Genomic DNA, 16,459 nt, shown 5'->3' with positions numbered 1-16,459 from the left:
CCGCGCCCCTGAAGGGGTGGTTGCGCACCGTCCGCACGCGCGGGTGCGTGGGGGCTGAGCGCGCAGTTCCCCGCGCCCCTGAAGGGGCGGTTGCGCGCCGTCCGCACGCGCCGGTTCGTCGTGGTTGATCGCGCCGTTCCCCGTGCCCCTGGAGGGGTGGCTGCGCGCCGTCCGCACGCGCGGGTGCGTGGGGGTTGAGCGCGCCGTTCCCCGCGCCCCTTATGGGGCTGGGGCCAGGCCCAGTTTGTGGGCGAGGACGACCGCCTGGACGCGATCGCGCAGGTGGAGTTTCGCGAGGATGCGGGAGACGTACGTCTTGACCGTTTCCGGGGTGATGGTCAGCGCCGTGGCTATCTCCGCGTTGGAGAGGCCCTCGGCGATATGCCGGAACACCTCCAGCTCGCGCGGCGTCAGCGTGTCCACCACGTTCCGGCGGGCCGGGCTCGCCGTGTCGACGGGGCGTACGTGCTGGGCGAAGTGGCCGATGAGGCGGCGGGTGACGGCAGGCGCCAGGAGTGCCTCGCCGCGGGCGACGGTGCGGATGCCGTTGACCAGTTCCGCCGGGGGCGAGTCCTTGAGGAGGAAGCCGCTCGCCCCGGCGCGCAGCGCGTCGTAGACGTAGGAGTCGACGTTGAACGTCGTGACCACCAGCACCTTGGGCGCGTCCTCCGCGTCCGGGCCGGCCAGTTCCCACGTCGCCCGGATGCCGTCGAGCAGGGGCATCCGTACGTCCATGACGACCACGTCGGGCCGCAGCCGCCGCGCGGCCTCGACGGCCTCGTGGCCGTTCTCCGCCTCCCCGACGACCTCCATGTCGGGCTGCGAGGAGAAGATGGTGACGTAGCCGGTCCGCACCAGCTCCTGGTCGTCGCAGACGAGCACACGGATCGGTGGCTGCGCATCGCTCACGGGGTCACTCCTGAACGGGCTGGGACGGAATCGTCGCGCGGACCTCGAACCCGCCCTCGGGCCGGGGACCGGCCTCCAGTTCACCATCGAGCAGCCGCACCCGTGCACGCAGTCCGGCCAGTCCGCGCCCACCCGTCAGATCCGGCTTGCGCGGGGCCGGTACATCGGCCGGTCCGTCGGTGGTCACCTCGATGCCGAGGGTCTCCCCGCCGTGCCGGAGCACGACCCGGGTCGGTTCGCCCGCCGCGTACTTCAGGGCGTTCGTGAGGGCCTCCTGCACCACCCGGTACGCGGCCAGCTCCACGTCCACGCCGCGCGGCCGCCGCTCCCCGTGCTCGGCGAACTCGACCGGCTGGCCCGACCTGCGCGCCTGCTCGACGAGGTCACCCACCCGTCCCAGGGCGGGCGCCCGGTCGCCGCCCGCGCGTTCCAGGTCGGCGGACGCGGCCTCGCCGGTCGCCTCCAGGACGCCCAGCAGGTACCGCAGTTCGGTCAGCGCCCGGCGGCCGGTGTCGCTGACAGCCGCCATGCCCTCACCGGCGCGGTCCGGCGCGGACGTCAGCAGGAACTGCGCGGCGTCGGCCTGGACCACCATGGCCGTCACATGGTGGGTGACCACGTCGTGCAGCTCGCGGGCGATCCGCGCCCGCTCGGCGGCCGACGCCGCCTCCGCTTCGAGCCTCCGCCGCTCGGCCTCCTCCGTACGCCGTCTGCGCATCGAACTCCCCGCCAGCCTGACGGCGGCCAGGATCAGGCCGAACGCCAGGTAGTCCGGTACGTCGTTGGGTGAGCCGAGGCGGTCCAGGATTACGGCCAGTGCGGCATAGCCCGCGCTCGCGGCGACGGCCAGACCTCGGCGGAAACGGACCTGGTGGGCTCCGGTGGAGAACAGGGCCACGTACAGGCCGATGCTCGCGAAGGTCGTGGGGTAGCCCAGCGCCTGGTGTGCGGCGAACGCCGCCGCGACGGCGACCAAGCAGGCCGCGGGCCATCTGCGGCGGGTCGCGAGCGGGAGGGTCTGGGCCAGGACCAGCGCGAGGGACAGCGCGTCCTGCGGGCGCTCGGGCAGGTCGCCGATCTGCGCGCCGACGCCGGAGAGGGTGGGGACGAAGGCCAGCGCGGTGAGTGCCAGGGCGAGGACACCGTCCTTGAGGACGGCGTCCTGCTCCTGCCAGCGGTCGAGTGCGGCACGGAGCCGTGGGTGGCTCCAGGGTCCCCGAGGGAACGTCATGTCCGTTCTCTCCTACGGTCGGCTACGGTCGGCCGGTGTCGGCGGCGCGTGCGTCGTGGCGGGCCCTGATACGGCCGGCCCGGCGGGCCAGGACGAGCATGGGCACGGCGAGGGCCACACTGACCAGGACGGGCACGAGCGACGCCTCCAGGCCGAAGGCCCCGCCGGTCAGGAGGGCCGAGCCGTGGACGTCGACGGTGAACAGGCCGTCGGGGGCGTGTCCGGAGACCGGGATGCCGAGCAGCTGCTCCGTGGTGTTCCAGGCGAAGTGCAGGCCCACGACGAACCAGATGCTACGCCGCCACAGGAACGCGGCTCCGAGCAGGACGCCCGCCTCCACGGCGATCGCGACGCCGCTCCACAGGGTCGCGCCGTCGGCGCCGAGGTGGGCCACACCGAAGAAGAGTGAGGTGACGGCGAGGGCGGCCCGGCTGCCCCACAGCTGCTCGAGAGCTTGCAGGGCGAGGCCGCGGAACAGCAGTTCCTCGGTGACCGCGGCGCCGGCCTGGACCATGACCGCGGTCCACACGACCGATACGACGCCGTCGCCGGCCCAGGAGAACGAGTAACCGCCGAACGCCGTGATGCAGAGGGCGGAGAGGAGGATGAAGCCCAGGCCGACGGCGGCGCCGCGCAGGGTTTCCCGGGCGGCGCCGGGGCGGGCGATCTCCGGGGTGGGGCGGTGCGCGACGCGGCGCATGACCAGTGCGTACACGGCGATCGCGGCGGCCGCGCCGAGGAGCGGTACGGGGCCGGGGCCGGTCGCCGTGAGGGCGGAGACCAGGCCTACGGCGGCCATTCCTATGAGCATCCAGCCGAGCGGGGCGCGGGTGATGCGGCCTGCGCGGCCGGGCGTGCTGGGTTGTTTCGTCGCTTCCATGGTGGCCTCCCCGGGAGTGGTCGCGCGTTCGGCGACCTGGGACCACGCTAGGAATCCGGGGGTGGCGGGGGATCACCCCCGGATGGACAACTGCTGTAGCTCTTACGGGGGATGACGTTCCCTACGTGGGGGGCGGGTGCGGGTGGGTGGGGGTCGATCGCGCAGTTCCCCGCGCCCCTGGGGGTCACGCGACTTTCGTCCGTGCCGGTTCGTCGTGGCTGAGCGCGCCGTTCCCCGCGCCCCCGGGGGTGGTCACGCGGCGTTCGTCCGTGCCGGTTCGTCGTGGTCGATCGCGCCGTTCCCCGCGCCCCCGGGGGGTGGTCACGCGACTTTCGTCCGTGCCGGTTCGTCGTGGCTGAGCGCGCCGTTCCCCGCGCCCCCGGGGGGTGGTCACGCGGCGTTCGTCCGTGCCGGTTCGTCGTGGTCGATCGCGCCGTTCCCCGCGCCCCCGGGGGGTGGTCACGCGGCGTTCGTCCGTGCCGGTTCGTCGTGGTCGATCGCGCCGTTCCCCGCGCCCCCGGGGGGTGGTCACGCGGCGTTCGTCCGTGCCGGTTCGTCGTGGCTGAGCGCGCCGTTCCCCGCGCCCCCGGGGGGTGGTCACGCGGCATCCGTCCGTGCGGGTTCCTCGTGGTTGATCGCGCAGTTCCCCGCGCCCCTGGGAGGTTGCGCCTCCCGGGGCTTCGCGGGGGTCAGGGACGTCAGTGCCACCCCGCCCACCAGCAGTGCCGCCGCGCACCACCGGAGGGGGGTGATGGACTCGCCCAGGAACAGGGCCGCCGATGTCATGCCGAAGACCGGGACCAGGAGGGAGAACGGGGCCACCGTGGACGCGGGGTGGCGGTGGAGGAGCCAGCCCCAAGCGCCGAAGCCGAAGACCGTCGCGCCCCAGGCGACGTAGAGGACCGTGCCCGCGCCCGACCAGTCGAGGGAGCGCAGGGCCGCCAGGTCCGCCGACCAGCCCTCCAGGAGCAGGGAGAGGGCGAGCAGCGGGAGCACCGGGACCGTGCTGACCCAGATCATGAAGTTGAGGGAGTCGGGCGGCGACGCCTTGCGGGTGAGGATGTTGGAGACGCCCCAGCAGGCCGCCGCCGCGACGACGAGGGCGAAGCCGGTCAGCGGGCCCGAGGCGCCTTCGTCGACCGCCGCCACCCCGATGCCGGCCAGCGCCACCGCCATGCCCGCGACGCGGACACGGGTGGGACGTTCCCCGAGGAGCGCGACGGCGAACAGGGCCGTGAACACCGCCTGGACCTGGAGGACCAGCGAGGACAGGCCGCCGGGCATGCCGATGTCCATGCCGATGAAGAGCAGGCCGAACTTGGCGACGCCGAGGGCGAGTCCCACCCCCACGATCCACTTCCAGGCGACCTTCGGCGGGCCGACGAGGAACACCACGGGCAGAGCCGCGACGAGGAACCGCAGCGCGGAGAAGAGCAGCGGCGGGAAGTGGCCGAGGCCGACCTCGATGACCGTGAAGTTCACACCCCACACGGCGGCGACGAGGACGGCGAGCAAGACATGTGCAGGTCGCATGCGAAGAGCATCACCGGAGACGACACTTCAGCACCAGCGACGATCCCTGCATGGTTGGATGAAGCATCGCTGAACAATCACCGGCGATCCGACCACAGGAGCGGTCATGCTCGACCTCCAGCGTCTGCGCGCCCTGCACGCCGTCTCCGTGCACGGCACCGTCGGCGCCGCCGCCACGGCGCTCGGCTACACCTCGTCCGCCGTGTCGCAGCAGATCGCCAAGCTGGAGCGGGAGACGCGGACCGTGCTGCTGGAGCGCGAGGGCCGCGGCGTGCGGCTCACCGACGAGGCGCATCAACTGGTGCGTGCCGCGCGGGAGCTGATCGCCATCGTGGAGCGCGCGGAGACCGAGCTGGAGGAGCGGCGCGGGGTGCCGTCCGGACGGCTGACCGTCGCCGCGTTCGCCTCGGCCGCACGCGGGCTGATGCCGCCGGTGCTGGCCGACCTGGCGCGCCGGCACCCCGCGCTGGACACCCGGCTCACCGAGGTGGACCCCCATCTGTCGGTGGACCTCGTCGCCAAGGGAGCCGTCGACCTGGTGGTGGCGCACGACTGGGACATCGCGCCGCTGCCCGCCCCGGCGAACGTGGAGCAGACGGTGATCGGGGACGACCTGTGCGACCTGCTGGTGCCGCAGGACCACCGGTTCGCGGGCCGGACGGGCGTACGGCGGGACGAACTGGCCGGGGAGCGGTGGATCTGCCAGCCGCCGGGGCGGGTCTGCCACGAGTGGCTGGTGCGGACCCTGCGGGCGGCCGGGCAGGAGCCGGAGATCGTGCACATGGCCGACGAGAACCCGACCCTCGTCGCCCTGGTCGCGGCCGGTCTGGGCATCGCGCTGATCCCCCGGCTGGGGCGCGGTCCGCTGCCGGCCGGGGTCGTCGAGGTGCCGCTCGACCCGATGCCCGTACGGCGGCTGTACGCGTTGTGGCGCACGGGCGCGGCGCGGCGTCCGGCGATCGCGGAGACGGTCCGCACCCTGGTCGCGCACTGGCCGGACGTGTCGGCGCACGGGCCCCGCTGACACCGGACGCACGAGAGACACGGAAAACGCCCTCCGCAAGGGCGGAACCCGTCGCCGCCCTCGTACGTCCCACCGCCGAGCTGCCGGTCCGGCCCGGTGCGCAACGCCGTGCCGGAACCCCGCGCCGGCCGCGGCCGCCGTCCCCCTCGGCGCCGCGCCCCGGCCGGCAGCCCGCCGTCGTCGGCGCCGCCCCCCTCCCGCCGCGCCGACGACGGCACCTTCCTCCCCCTCCGGATGCTGCACATGCCCTTGACTGGCAGAAACTTCCCGGATATTCGTGGCCTCCTGGCAGTTTCCTTCAGCGGATCCCCGGTCCCCGCGGATCACCTCCCAAAGGAGCGCACGTGCCCGACAGCAGCCCCGGATCCACGGCAAGCACCGCCCGTCCGTCCAGACGTACCGTCCTTGCCGCGACGGCGGGCGTCACCTCCGTCCTGGCGGCCGGCGGCACGGTGCACGCGGCCACCGGCGCGCACCGTCCCGACGACCGCAAGCTGCGCGCCCTCATCTCCCGTATGACGCTGGAGGAGAAGGTCGGCCAGCTCTTCGTGATGCGGGTCTACGGCCACTCCGCCACCGACCCGGACCAGGCGGACATCGACGCCAACCTGTCCGAGATCGGGGTGCGTACGGCCGCCGAGCTGGTCGCCAAGTACCGCGTCGGCGGCATCATCTACTTCGCCTGGGCGCACAACACCCGCGACCCGCACCAGATCGCCGACCTGTCCAACGGCATCCAGAAGGCGTCCCTCGGCCTGCCGCGCGGTCTGCCCGTGCTGATCTCCACCGACCAGGAGCACGGCATCGTGGCCCGCGTGGGCGCGCCGGCGACGCTGATGCCGGGCGCGATGAACGTCGGCGCGGGCGGCTCCCGCTCCGACGCGCGCAACCTGGGCCGGGTCGCGGGCCGTGAGCTGCGCGCCCTGGGCATCCGTCAGAACTACTCCCCCGTCGCCGACGTGAACGTCAACCCGGCCAACCCGGTCATCGGTGTGCGCTCCTTCGGCTCCGAACCGGACGCGGTCGCCGAGCTGGTCGCGGCGGAGGTGAAGGGCTACGAGTCCTCCGGTGTCGCCGCCACCGCCAAGCACTTCCCCGGGCACGGCGACACGACCACCGACAGCCACGAGGACCTGCCCACGATCCACCACACCCGCGAGCAGTGGGAGGAGCTGGACGCGCCGCCGTTCCGCGCGGCGGTCGCCGCGGGCATCGACTCGATCATGACCGCGCACATCGTCGTCCCGGCGCTCGACGCGGCCGAGGACCCGGCCACGCTGTCCCACCCGATCCTCACCGGCATCCTGCGCGAGGAGCTCGGCTACGACGGCGTCGTGGTGACCGACTCCCTCGGCATGGAGGGCGTCCGCACCAAGTACGGCGACGACCGGGTGCCGGTGCTGGCGCTGAAGGCGGGCGTGGACCAGCTGCTCAACCCGCCGTCCCTGGACGTGGCGTGGAACGCGGTGCTCCAGGCGGTGCGGGACGGCGAGCTGACGGAGGCGCGCCTCGACGAATCGATTCTTCGCGTGCTGCGCCTGAAGGCCCGTCTGGGCCTCTTCGACGACCCGTACGTCAGCCGGGCGGGCGTGGACCGGGTCGTGGGCACCCGGTCACACCTGGCCGCCGCCGACCGGATCGCCGAGCACGGCACGACCCTGCTGGTCAACGAGGGCGGGCTGCTGCCGCTGTCCCGCCGCCGCACGCCCAAGGTGCTGGTGGTCGGCGCCGACCCGGCGTCCCCGTCCGGCACCACGGGCCCGCCCACCGGGGTGCTCGCGGACGCCCTGACGGAGCTTGGCTTCACCGCGACCGCCCTGTCCACCGGCACGGCGCCCTCCGCGGCCACGATCGCCAAGGCCGTGGCGGCCGCCGGGGACGCGGACGCGGTGGTCGTCGGGACGTACAACGTCACCGCGTCCAGCAGCCAGAAGACGCTCGTCGAGCAGTTGCTGGCGACCGGGAAGCCGGTCGTCGCGGTGGCGATCCGCAACCCGTACGACGTGGCCCACCTGCCGGGCGTGAAGGCGTTCCTCGCCTCGTACTCCTGGACGGACGTCGAGGTGCGCGCGGCGGCCCGCGCGATCGCCGGCAAGGTCCGCCCCCGCGGCACGCTCCCGGTCCCGGTCCAGCGCGCCGACGACCCGACGGCGGTGCTGTACCCGGTGGGGCACGGGCTGAGGTACTAGCAGCGGCCGACGACGCCTCGCCCCCACGCCGGACGTGGGGGCGGGGGTCGCCTGGAATGCCGCGCCTCGCACGGCGGCCGGCGGGGGCGTTGTCACCTCCAACCCGCACGCACACCCCCCGCCTCCTCACCGGGGCGTAGGTCCCGGTACGTCACCCGCGCGGGACGGACCACCCCATGTGGGCGAACCACGCCACATGTCCGGCGTGTCCCGGGATCGGCCGGTCAGACTGGGCCGGGGGATCTGCCGGGGGGATGACTGTGAGCGTGAGTGGGTGGGGGACGCGGGCCGCAGGCGCCCTGACGGGGCTCGTGCTGCTCGTCGGGTGCCGGGAGGCGGCGCCGGACGCGGCGGGCGGGACGGCGGCCGTGGCGTCGCCCGTGCGGCCGACCGGGTACGGGGCGGTGTTCCTGGACGTCGGCGAGTGCAGCTCCTTCGGGCGCACCAGCTTCACCGAGGTGTCCTGCCGGAGCGAGCGCGCGGCGGCCCGGGTGGTGGCCCGGCACGACGGCACCACGCGCGACGGCCCGCCGTGCCCGCCCGCCACCGACTTCGTGCTGCACATCAGCGAGCGGTGGCCCGCCGCCGACGAGGACGGCGACGGGATGGTGCCGCGCGGCCACGCCTGCATGCGGAACCTCCAGCCGCCGCACCCGGGCGACCCGGGCGGCGGGGGCGGTCCGCGCACGGTCGTCGGCGACTGCGTGTACGCCCTCGCCGGCGGCAAGGTGCGGGAGACGGCCTGCGACGGAAGCGGGCCCAGGAGACCGGAGTTCAAGGTGACGAAGGCCGTGGACGCCCGGTCGGAGTGCCCGGCGTCCACGGCCCTCTACGTCCGGCTGGGCGGGCCCTCACCGGTCGGCTGCGCCGTCCCGGTGTGACCCCGCCCCCGCCTCACGGACGCAGCGCGTGCCGCGGTTCGACGTCCCGCTTGTCGAGCTTCGCGTCGAACTTCGCCAGCGGCTTGGCGGCCGCCGGGTTCGCCTGGACGGCGTTCGGGGCGACGCCCGCCCACTCCAGGATGCGGGCCGTGGCCAGCGCCTTCTCCTTCTCGACCAGGCCGGCCACGTTCGCGCCGTGGTTCATGCCGGGCGCGGTGAGGACGTACGAGTCGCGCGCGCCCTTGCCGAGGCGGAACGGCTCGGCGCCCCACGGGTCGTTCTCGCCGTACACGAACAGCATCTGCCGGGCGTTGTGGCGGACCCAGGTGTCGACGTCACGCATGGCGTTCGGCTGGAACTTCATGTCGATGGAGCGCGGCACGAAGTTGCGCGGCGGCTGGTAGCCGTAGCGGACGTACTTCTTCTCGATGTGCGGGAAGTGGATGGTCGGCGCGCCCAGCTGGGTGCCGGCCTGGTAGTAGTACGGCGTGTACGGCTCCAGGCCCTGGTCCGTGTAGAACGAGAAGCCGGAGATCGTGTCGACGGAGTTCCAGATCTCGTCGTCCGTCGCGTTCTTGGCGTCCGCCGGGATGTCCTGGCAGTCGGCGACGGTGCTGTACTGCCAGAAGCCCCAGACGTAGTCCAGGACGACCGCCTCGTAGGCGCGGTCCAGGCTGCCGATGGTGTCGAACGTGTAGCCGTTCTCGGCGGCGTAGGCGGCGTACTTCTTCTCCAGCGGGGCGCGGCGCACCAGCGCCTCGCGCTGCACGCCGTTCAGCCGGTCGCGGCACTCCTTGGTGCCGACGGTGCGGAAGAAGCGGTCGTAGGCCGAGTCCTCCTTGTTCACCACGTCGTTGGGGGCGACGTAGGCGACGACGCCGTCCATGTCCTGCGGGTAGAAGCGCTCGTAGTAGGTGGCGGTCATGCCGCCCTTGGAGCCGCCCGTGGAGAGCCAGTTCTCACCGTAGATCTTCTTCAGCGCGGTGAAGATGCGGTGCTGGTCGCTGGCGGCCTGCCAGATGTCCAGCTTGCTCCAGTCGGCCGGCTCGGGCCGGGACGGGGTGAAGAAGCGGTACTCCATGGAGACCTGGTTGCCGTCCACGATCTGGGTCGGCTCGGCGCGGCGGGGCGTCGTGGAGACGCTGTAGCCGCCGGTGTAGAAGACGGTGGGCCGCGCGGTGTCCTTGTGCAGCACGGTGATCCGCTGCTGGAACGTGCCCTTGGCGGGCCTGCGGTGGTCGACCGGCTGGGTGTAGTTCAGGACGAAGAAGCGGTACCCGGTGTACGGCTTCTCCTCGACGAGGCTCATGCCCGGGATCGCGAGCAGCCTCTCCTTGATGTCAGTGGTGCCGGTGGCGGCCGGCTCGGCGGCGGTGGCCGCCCCGGCCGTGCCCAGTGTGCCTATGAGCACCGTGAGCGCCAGCAGCCATCTGAGCGCCTTGCGCATGCGCACTCCCCTGTGAGACAGATGTGCGCCGGAAGCTACTCGACCAACTCGGCACCGCACCAGGGGACATAGGGAAAACCCTGTGCACGGCGGCGGAGTGGAGGGGTCAGCAGAGGATCCAGCCGGAGCTGACGGAGCCCGCCGCGACCCGGCCGGTGACCCAGACGCAGCGACGTCCGGCGTGCACGGTCACCGGGCCCGCGTGGTAAGCGAACTGCCCCTCGTCGACCACGGGCCGTCCGCCGCGCGCCCGCACGCTCACCGCCATCTTCCGCTTCACGCCCTGCTTCTTGGCGACGGTGACGGCGCAGACGTATCCGCCGCGCTTGTAGACGTGCACCGACCCGGTGGAGAACGGCAGGGTCCGTACCTTGCGTCCGGGACACAGCGCGGCCGCCTCCGCCTCCTGCGCCGGGGCCGCCAGGGCGAGCAGCCCCGCCGCGGTCAGCACCGCAAGGGCCGGCGCGAGCCGCCGGTGTATCGCTCCACTGCGCACAGTCGTCCTCCCGTAGCGCGCTCGCCGCGTACGACGGCGTACGCGTGTACGGACGCAGGGCGTAGGTCGCACGGTTGCGCGAGCCGGGGTGCGCGGGTGACGGACGGCCGGATCAGGCCGGTGCGGGGTCGGTCGGTCAGGCCGGTGCGGGGTCGGTCGGTCAGGCCGGTGCGGGGACGTCCTCGCCGACGAACGTCCGCCACAGCGCGGCGTAGCGGCCGCCCTTGCGCAGCAGTTCCTCGTGGGTGCCGTCCTCGGCGACGCGGCCGTGGTCCATGACGACGACCCGGTCGGCGCGGGCGGCGGTGGTCAGCCGGTGGGCGACCACCAGCGTGGTGCGGCGGCCCGCGATGCGGTCGGTGGCCGCGTTGACCTGCGCCTCGGTGGCGAGGTCGAGGGCGGCGGTGGCCTCGTCGAGCAGCAGCACGTCCGGGTCGACGAGTTCGGCGCGGGCGAGCGCGATCAGCTGGCGCTGGCCCGCCGACAGGTTGCGGCCGCGCTCGGCGACCTCGTGGAGGTAGCCGCCGTCGAGGGTGGCGATCATCTCGTGCGCGCCGACCGCGCGGGCCGCGGCCTCCACCTCGGCGTCGGTGGCGTCGGGACGGCCGTAGGCGATGGCGTCGCGGACGGTGCCGGGGAAGAGGTACGCCTCCTGCGGCACGACGCCCAGCCGGTGCCGGTACGCGGTGAGGTCCAGGTCGCGCAGGTCGGTGCCGTCGACGGTGACCCGCCCGGAGGTGGGGTCGTAGAACCGGGCGACCAGCTTGACCAGGGTCGACTTGCCGGCGCCGGTCTCGCCGACGAACGCGACGGTCTGCCCGGCCGGGACGGTCAGGTCGACGGCGGTGAGGGCCTCCTCGCCGTCGCCGTAGGAGAAGTGCACGTCCTCGAAGGCGATCTCGCCGCGCAGGGACGTCACCGGGAGCGGCTTCGCCGGGGGCTTCGTGGAGGTCGGCTCGCGCAGCAGCTCCTGGATGCGGCCGAGGGAGACGGACGCCTGCTGGTAGCCGTCGAAGACCTGGGAGAGCTGCTGCACGGGCGCGAAGAACAGGTCGATGTAGAGCAGGTACGCGACCAGCGAGCCGATCGCCAGCGTGCCGTCGTCGACCCGGCCGCCGCCGACCACGAGCACCGCCGCGGCGGCGACCGAGGACAGCAGCTGCACGAAGGGGAAGTACACCGAGATCAGCCACTGGCCGCGGATACGGGCGCTGCGGTAGGCGGCGCTGCGCTCGTCGAACCGCCGGGCGCCGTCCCGCTCGCGGCGGAACGCCTGGACGATCCGCAGTCCGGCGACGGACTCCTGGAGGTCGGCGTTGACCACCGACACCCGCTCCCGCGCCAGCTCGTACGCCTTCACGCTGGCCCGGCGGAAGAAGTACGTGGCAACGATCAGCAGCGGGAGGGTGGCGAAGACGACGAGGGCGAGGCCGACGTCGAGCACCAGCAGGGCGACCATGATGCCGAAGAAGGTGACCACCGACACGAACGCGGTGACCAGGCCGGTCTGGAGGAACGTGGACAGCGCGTCCACGTCCGTGGTCATCCGGGTCATGATCCGGCCGGTCAGCTCACGCTCGTAGAAGTCGAGGCCGAGCCGCTGGAGCTGGGCGAAGATCTTCAGCCGCAGCGTGTACAGGACGCGTTCGCCGGTGCGTCCGGTCATGCGGATCTCACCGGTCTGCGCCGCCCACTGGGTGAGCACGGTGAGCAGGCCGAGCAGGGCGGCGGCCCAGACCGCGCCCTGGGCGGCCTCGGTGACGCCCTCGTCGATGCCGTGCCGGATCAGGATCGGCAGCAGCAGGCCCATGCCGGCGTCCACGGCGACCAGGGCGAGGCTGATCAGCAGGGGCGTGCGGAAGCCCTGCAGCAGGCGGCGCAGGCCGTAGGAGTCCTCGGGGCGCACGGCGCGGGCCTCGTCGACGTCGGGCACGTCGTCGGCCGGGGGCAGCGCGGCGACCTGTGCGAGGAGTTCCGGAGTGGCCGGGGCGCCGTCGAGGGCGGTGTCCCTGGGCTCGCGGTCGCCGGTCCACAGGCGGGGGGTGACGCCCCGCTCGGCGTCGAACTCCGCGTCCAGCTCGGCGCGCACGGAGGTGTCCTCCTCGCGCGGCCCCGCGGGCGGGGTGTGGCCCGGGGAGACGGCGCCCAGCTCGTCCGGGTCCGTGAGCAGCCGCCGGTACAGCGGGGAGGTCCGCTGGAGCTCGTCGTGGGTGCCGAGGGCGGCGAGGCGGCCGTTCTCGAGGACGGCGATGCGGTCGGCGAGGTTCAGGGTGGAGCGGCGGTGGGCGATCAGCAGGGTGGTGCGGCCGCGCATGACGCTCTTGAGCGCCTCGTGGATCTCGTGCTCGACGCGGGCGTCCACGGCGGAGGTCGCGTCGTCCAGGACGAGCAGGCGCGGGTCGGTGAGGATCGCGCGGGCGAGGGCGACGCGCTGGCGCTGTCCGCCGGAGAGGGTCAGGCCGTGCTCGCCGACGGTGGTGTCGTAGCCGTCGGGCAGCTCGTCGATGAAGCGGTCGGCCTGGGCGGCGCGGGCGGCGGCCCGGATCTGCTCGTCGGTGGCGTCGGGGCGGCCGTACGCGATGTTGTTGCGGACCGTGTCGGAGAACAGGAAGGAGTCCTCCGGGACCAGGCCGATGGCGGCGCGCAGCGAGGCGGTGGTCAGCTCGCGGACGTCGTGGCCGCCGACCAGGACGGCGCCGCGGGTGACGTCGTAGAAGCGCGGCAGCAGCAGGGAGACGGTGGACTTGCCGGAGCCGGAGGCGCCGACCACGGCGAGGGTCTCGCCGGGGCGGATCTCGAAGGACAGGCCGTCGAGGACCGGCCGCTCGGGGTCGTAGCCGAAGGCGACGTCGTCGAACTCCACGGTCGCCGGGGCGTCGGCCGGCAGTTCCCTGGTGCCGTCGGTGAGGGACGGCTCGGTGTCGATCAGGTCGAGGACGCGTTCGGTGCCGGCGCGGGCCTGCTGGGCGACGGTGAGGACGACGGCGAGCATCCGGACGGGGCCGACGAGCTGGGCGAGGTAGGTGGAGAACGCGACGAAGGTGCCCAGCGTGATGTGGCCGCGCACGGCGAGCCAGCCGCCGAGGGCGAGCATCGCGACCTGTCCGAGGGCGGGCACGGACTGGAGGGCGGGGGTGTAGCGGGAGTTCAGCTTGATGGTGCGCAGGCGTCCGGCGAACAGCCGGCGGCCGACCTCGCGGAGCTTGCCGGTCTCCTGGTCCTCCTGGCCGAAGCCCTTGACCACGCGGACGCCGCTGACCGCGCCGTCGACGACCCCGGCGACGGCGCCCGCCTGCGCCTGGGCGTACCAGGTGGAGGGGTGCAGCCGGGTGCGGCTGCGCTTGGCGATCCACCACAGGGCGGGGGCCACGGCGAGGGCGATCGCGGTGAGCGGCAGGGACAGCGACGCCATGATCACCAGGGAGATCACGAACAGCAGCAGGTTGCCGATGGTCATCGGCAGCATGAAGAGCAGGCCCTGGATGAGCTGGAGGTCGCTGGTGGCGCGGCCGACGACCTGTCCGGTGGACAGTTCGTCCTGGCGTCTGCCGTCGAGCCGGGCGATCGACCCGAACATCTCGGTGCGCAGGTCGTGCTGGACGTCGAGGGCGAGGCGTCCGCCGTAGTAGCGGCGGATGTACGTCATGACGTAGACGGCGAGGGCGGCGCCGACCAGCAGGCCGGCCCAGGTGCCCATGTCCCGGGTCTTGTCGCCGATGACGTCGTCGATGATCACCTTGGTGATCAGCGGGACCAGGGCCATCACGGCCATGCCCGCGAGGGAGGAGCCGAGGGCCAGGACGACGTTCCTGGGGTGCCGCCACGCGTAGGCGGCCAGTCGTCGTGCCCATCCCCGTTGCGCTGTCACGCGGTGCCCTTCGCTCGTCCTGATCTACCGGAAGGCTCCAACGCCGCCCGAACCGGATTTCATCCCTCCGCAACAATTCCGCGGACGCGCCCGCCCTACGCGACGTCGGATTCTCGTCACGCAATCGACACGCTGTCTCCACGCGCTTGACTGCATGTGCATGCCAGTCTCTCGGGTATCTCCCTTGTGCAACCCGCGTAGATCGGACACCCCACATGCCTGCTGTACGCATACGCCGCCGGAAGGCGGTGGCGCTGGCGAGCGCCGCCGTCCTCGCCGGACTCGCCGTCCCCGCCCTGACCCCCGCCACCGCCGGCGCCTCCGCGCCCGCCCACGGGGCCCCCGCCGCCCAGGACCGCGTGGCCGCGGTGGCCGACTACTACGAGGGCGCCGAGGGCAAGACCGGCGAGGCCCTCAGGTCCGCCCTCAACTCGATCGTCAGCGACCAGACGAAGCTCTCGTACTCGGCCGTCTGGGACGCCCTGAAGGAGACCGACGAGGACCCGTCGAACAGCGGGAACGTGATCCTGCTGTACTCCGGCGTCTCCCGCAGCAAGAGCGCGAACGGCGGGAACACCGGCGACTGGAACCGCGAGCACGTCTGGGCCAAGTCCCACGGCGACTTCGGCACCTCCACCGGCCCCGGCACCGACATCCACCACCTGCGCCCGTCGGACGTGCAGGTCAACAGCGCCCGCGGCAACAAGGACTTCGACAACGGCGGCAGCGCCGTCGCGAACGGCGGCGGCAGCCTCACCGACTCCGACTCCTTCGAGCCGCGCGACGCGGTCAAGGGCGACGTGGCCCGCATGATCTTCTACATGGCGGTCCGCTACGAGGGCACCGACGGCTGGCCCGACCTGGAGCCCAACGGCAGCGTGAACAACGGCAGCGCGCCGTACATCGGCAAGCTCGACGTACTCAAGGCCTGGAACGAGCAGGACCCGCCGGACGCCTTCGAGCAGCGCCGCAACGACGTGATCTACGAGTCGTTCCAGCACAACCGCAATCCGTTCATCGACCACCCGGAGTGGGTCGAGTCGATCTGGTAGGCGTCACCTCGGCCGGCCTCCCTCAGACGAAGAGGGCGGCCGGCCCGCCCCAGCGGTGGGTCAGTCGCCCCGGCCCCCTTCCGGGACGGCGTCGGCGTCCTCCTCGTCACCGTCGGACACGTGGAGACGCGCTCCCCTGCTACGGGCGATGCGGTGGACGTCGTGGAGCGCCTCGGCCAGGCAGGCGGCGAGGTGACGGAGCTGGGGCGCGGTGGCCCTGGTGTCGCCCAGGAGCTCGACGGCGTGGCCGAGAAGGTCGTCCGCCATGCCGAGCTGGACGGCTTCGATCTCGTCGGCGAGGCGCGAGAGACGGCCGGTTCCGGTGTCGTCGGTGACGAGGTAGCAGGGGTTGCCGTCGAGGTTGGACCAGGGGAGGAGGCGGGGCCGGGCGACTGCGGTCGCGGCGACGTCTCGGCTCTCGTAGATCACGCGGCGGTCACCTCGTTGCCCCGCATCCTGCGGGAGCCGACGTCGACACCGTGGATACGACGTGGCCCTACGTCGATGCCGTGCACGGCGAACCAGAGGGTCCGGCGCCGGGCGCGCTGCTGCTTGGCCCGCGCTCGCTGTTCATGGGCGAGGAGGTAGGGGCGCACGAGCCGGGAGTCCTCGCCGCGGAGGAGTGCCTCGTACGGGGAGGGGCGGCGGCCGGGTGCGACGGGGGCGGTCGGCTCGGGGGTGGACGCCGCTCCCCCGGCGCGGTGCCGGCTCCCGTGCCGATGGCGCCCGGAGGCGGGCCACAGGAGCCGCAGCAGCGGCTCGAGGAGACAGGCGATACGGTGCAACACGTCTTCAACTCCGTTGCGGTTGAGGGCCATGCCCCCGGGCCGTCGGTAGCGGTCGCGGGGGTCTTCCGTGCCCGAGGGCAGGTAGAGGTGCATGGACATCGCTGTGTAGCGATCCACTCACAGAGTGAGACGGGTCGGGCTAGGCTCGCCAGAGGGTCGGA

The 16,459-nt window shown here is 73.1% G+C and carries 13 protein-coding genes; 4 read left to right on the top strand and 9 right to left on the bottom strand.

Going from position 1 to position 16,459, the window contains the following annotated elements:
• Positions 1 to 219: 219 nt before the first annotated feature.
• From ACQZOG_RS05015 to ACQZOG_RS05000, 4 genes are all read right to left on the bottom strand, one after another.
• Complete coding sequence (locus ACQZOG_RS05015; RefSeq protein ID WP_037639656.1) at positions 220 to 909, bottom strand: response regulator; 690 nt, start codon at positions 907 to 909, stop codon at positions 220 to 222.
• A gap of 4 nt (positions 910 to 913) precedes the next feature.
• Complete coding sequence (locus tag ACQZOG_RS05010; protein WP_430741313.1) at positions 914 to 2,140, bottom strand: sensor histidine kinase; 1,227 nt, start codon at positions 2,138 to 2,140, stop codon at positions 914 to 916.
• Positions 2,141 to 2,162: 22 nt separating this feature from the next.
• Positions 2,163 to 3,020 (bottom strand): CPBP family intramembrane glutamic endopeptidase, encoded by an 858-nt coding sequence (locus tag ACQZOG_RS05005; RefSeq protein WP_430741312.1) that lies wholly within the window; start codon positions 3,018 to 3,020, stop codon positions 2,163 to 2,165.
• Between the two features lie 597 nt (positions 3,021 to 3,617).
• Positions 3,618 to 4,553 (bottom strand): EamA family transporter, encoded by a 936-nt coding sequence (locus ACQZOG_RS05000; RefSeq protein WP_359519465.1) that lies wholly within the window; start codon positions 4,551 to 4,553, stop codon positions 3,618 to 3,620.
• A 106-nt stretch (positions 4,554 to 4,659) separates the two neighbouring features.
• Here ACQZOG_RS05000 and ACQZOG_RS04995 point away from each other — a divergent pair, with 106 nt between their 5' ends.
• The 3 genes from ACQZOG_RS04995 (at position 4,660) to ACQZOG_RS04985 (ending at position 8,647) form a co-directional block, all read left to right on the top strand.
• Positions 4,660 to 5,577: a LysR family transcriptional regulator gene (locus tag ACQZOG_RS04995; protein WP_037639664.1), complete on the top strand. Its 918-nt coding sequence runs from the start codon at positions 4,660 to 4,662 to the stop codon at positions 5,575 to 5,577.
• A gap of 344 nt (positions 5,578 to 5,921) precedes the next feature.
• Complete coding sequence (locus ACQZOG_RS04990; protein WP_382001882.1) at positions 5,922 to 7,766, top strand: glycoside hydrolase family 3 protein; 1,845 nt, start codon at positions 5,922 to 5,924, stop codon at positions 7,764 to 7,766.
• A 254-nt stretch (positions 7,767 to 8,020) separates the two neighbouring features.
• On the top strand, positions 8,021 to 8,647 hold the full coding sequence (locus ACQZOG_RS04985) for a hypothetical protein (protein WP_051747619.1): 627 nt from the start codon (positions 8,021 to 8,023) through the stop codon (positions 8,645 to 8,647).
• 13 nt (positions 8,648 to 8,660) lie between these two features.
• On the opposite strand, the gene ACQZOG_RS04980 is transcribed toward ACQZOG_RS04985, so the two are convergent.
• The 3 genes from ACQZOG_RS04980 to ACQZOG_RS04970 all read right to left on the bottom strand — a co-directional run bounded on the left by ACQZOG_RS04980 (position 8,661) and on the right by ACQZOG_RS04970 (position 14,458).
• Positions 8,661 to 10,094 (bottom strand): S28 family serine protease, encoded by a 1,434-nt coding sequence (locus ACQZOG_RS04980; RefSeq protein ID WP_359519462.1) that lies wholly within the window; start codon positions 10,092 to 10,094, stop codon positions 8,661 to 8,663.
• Between the two features lie 106 nt (positions 10,095 to 10,200).
• Complete coding sequence (locus tag ACQZOG_RS04975; protein WP_033274688.1) at positions 10,201 to 10,590, bottom strand: hypothetical protein; 390 nt, start codon at positions 10,588 to 10,590, stop codon at positions 10,201 to 10,203.
• Between the two features lie 160 nt (positions 10,591 to 10,750).
• Positions 10,751 to 14,458 (bottom strand): ABC transporter ATP-binding protein, encoded by a 3,708-nt coding sequence (locus tag ACQZOG_RS04970; protein ID WP_033274689.1) that lies wholly within the window; start codon positions 14,456 to 14,458, stop codon positions 10,751 to 10,753.
• A 215-nt stretch (positions 14,459 to 14,673) separates the two neighbouring features.
• Between ACQZOG_RS04970 and ACQZOG_RS04965 the strand changes: the two genes are divergently transcribed.
• Entirely contained in the window at positions 14,674 to 15,510 is an 837-nt protein-coding gene (locus ACQZOG_RS04965; RefSeq protein WP_033274690.1) for an endonuclease I family protein, read from the top strand.
• A 60-nt stretch (positions 15,511 to 15,570) separates the two neighbouring features.
• Here ACQZOG_RS04965 and ACQZOG_RS04960 read toward each other — a convergent pair whose 3' ends face one another.
• Together ACQZOG_RS04960 and ACQZOG_RS04955 are read right to left on the bottom strand one after the other, a co-directional pair.
• On the bottom strand, positions 15,571 to 15,939 hold the full coding sequence (locus tag ACQZOG_RS04960; protein WP_033274691.1) for a hypothetical protein: 369 nt from the start codon (positions 15,937 to 15,939) through the stop codon (positions 15,571 to 15,573).
• Entirely contained in the window at positions 15,936 to 16,415 is a 480-nt protein-coding gene (locus ACQZOG_RS04955; protein ID WP_261675075.1) for a hypothetical protein, read from the bottom strand. The genes ACQZOG_RS04960 and ACQZOG_RS04955 overlap by 4 nt, the downstream gene beginning before the upstream one ends.
• Positions 16,416 to 16,459 lie beyond the last annotated feature (44 nt).

Source organism: Streptomyces sp. P13-3-3, assembly GCF_050571355.1.
Lineage (GTDB): Bacteria > Actinomycetota > Actinomycetes > Streptomycetales > Streptomycetaceae > Streptomyces > Streptomyces althioticus.
The sequence above is the reverse complement of the archived record's forward strand: the minus strand, read 5'-3'. Positions and strand labels throughout refer to the sequence as shown.

Excerpts from the sequence above, each read along its gene's own strand:
- ACQZOG_RS05010 (WP_430741313.1), bottom strand. The coding sequence starts at position 2,140 with ATGACGTTCCCTCGGGGACCCTGGAGCCACCCACGGCTCCGTGCCGCA.
- ACQZOG_RS04980 (WP_359519462.1), bottom strand. The coding sequence starts at position 10,094 with ATGCGCAAGGCGCTCAGATGGCTGCTGGCGCTCACGGTGCTCATAGGC.
- ACQZOG_RS05000 (WP_359519465.1), bottom strand. The coding sequence starts at position 4,553 with ATGCGACCTGCACATGTCTTGCTCGCCGTCCTCGTCGCCGCCGTGTGG.
- ACQZOG_RS05005 (WP_430741312.1), bottom strand. The coding sequence starts at position 3,020 with ATGGAAGCGACGAAACAACCCAGCACGCCCGGCCGCGCAGGCCGCATC.
- ACQZOG_RS04995 (WP_037639664.1), top strand. The coding sequence starts at position 4,660 with ATGCTCGACCTCCAGCGTCTGCGCGCCCTGCACGCCGTCTCCGTGCAC.
- ACQZOG_RS04965 (WP_033274690.1), top strand. The coding sequence starts at position 14,674 with ATGCCTGCTGTACGCATACGCCGCCGGAAGGCGGTGGCGCTGGCGAGC.
- ACQZOG_RS04985 (WP_051747619.1), top strand. The coding sequence starts at position 8,021 with ATGACTGTGAGCGTGAGTGGGTGGGGGACGCGGGCCGCAGGCGCCCTG.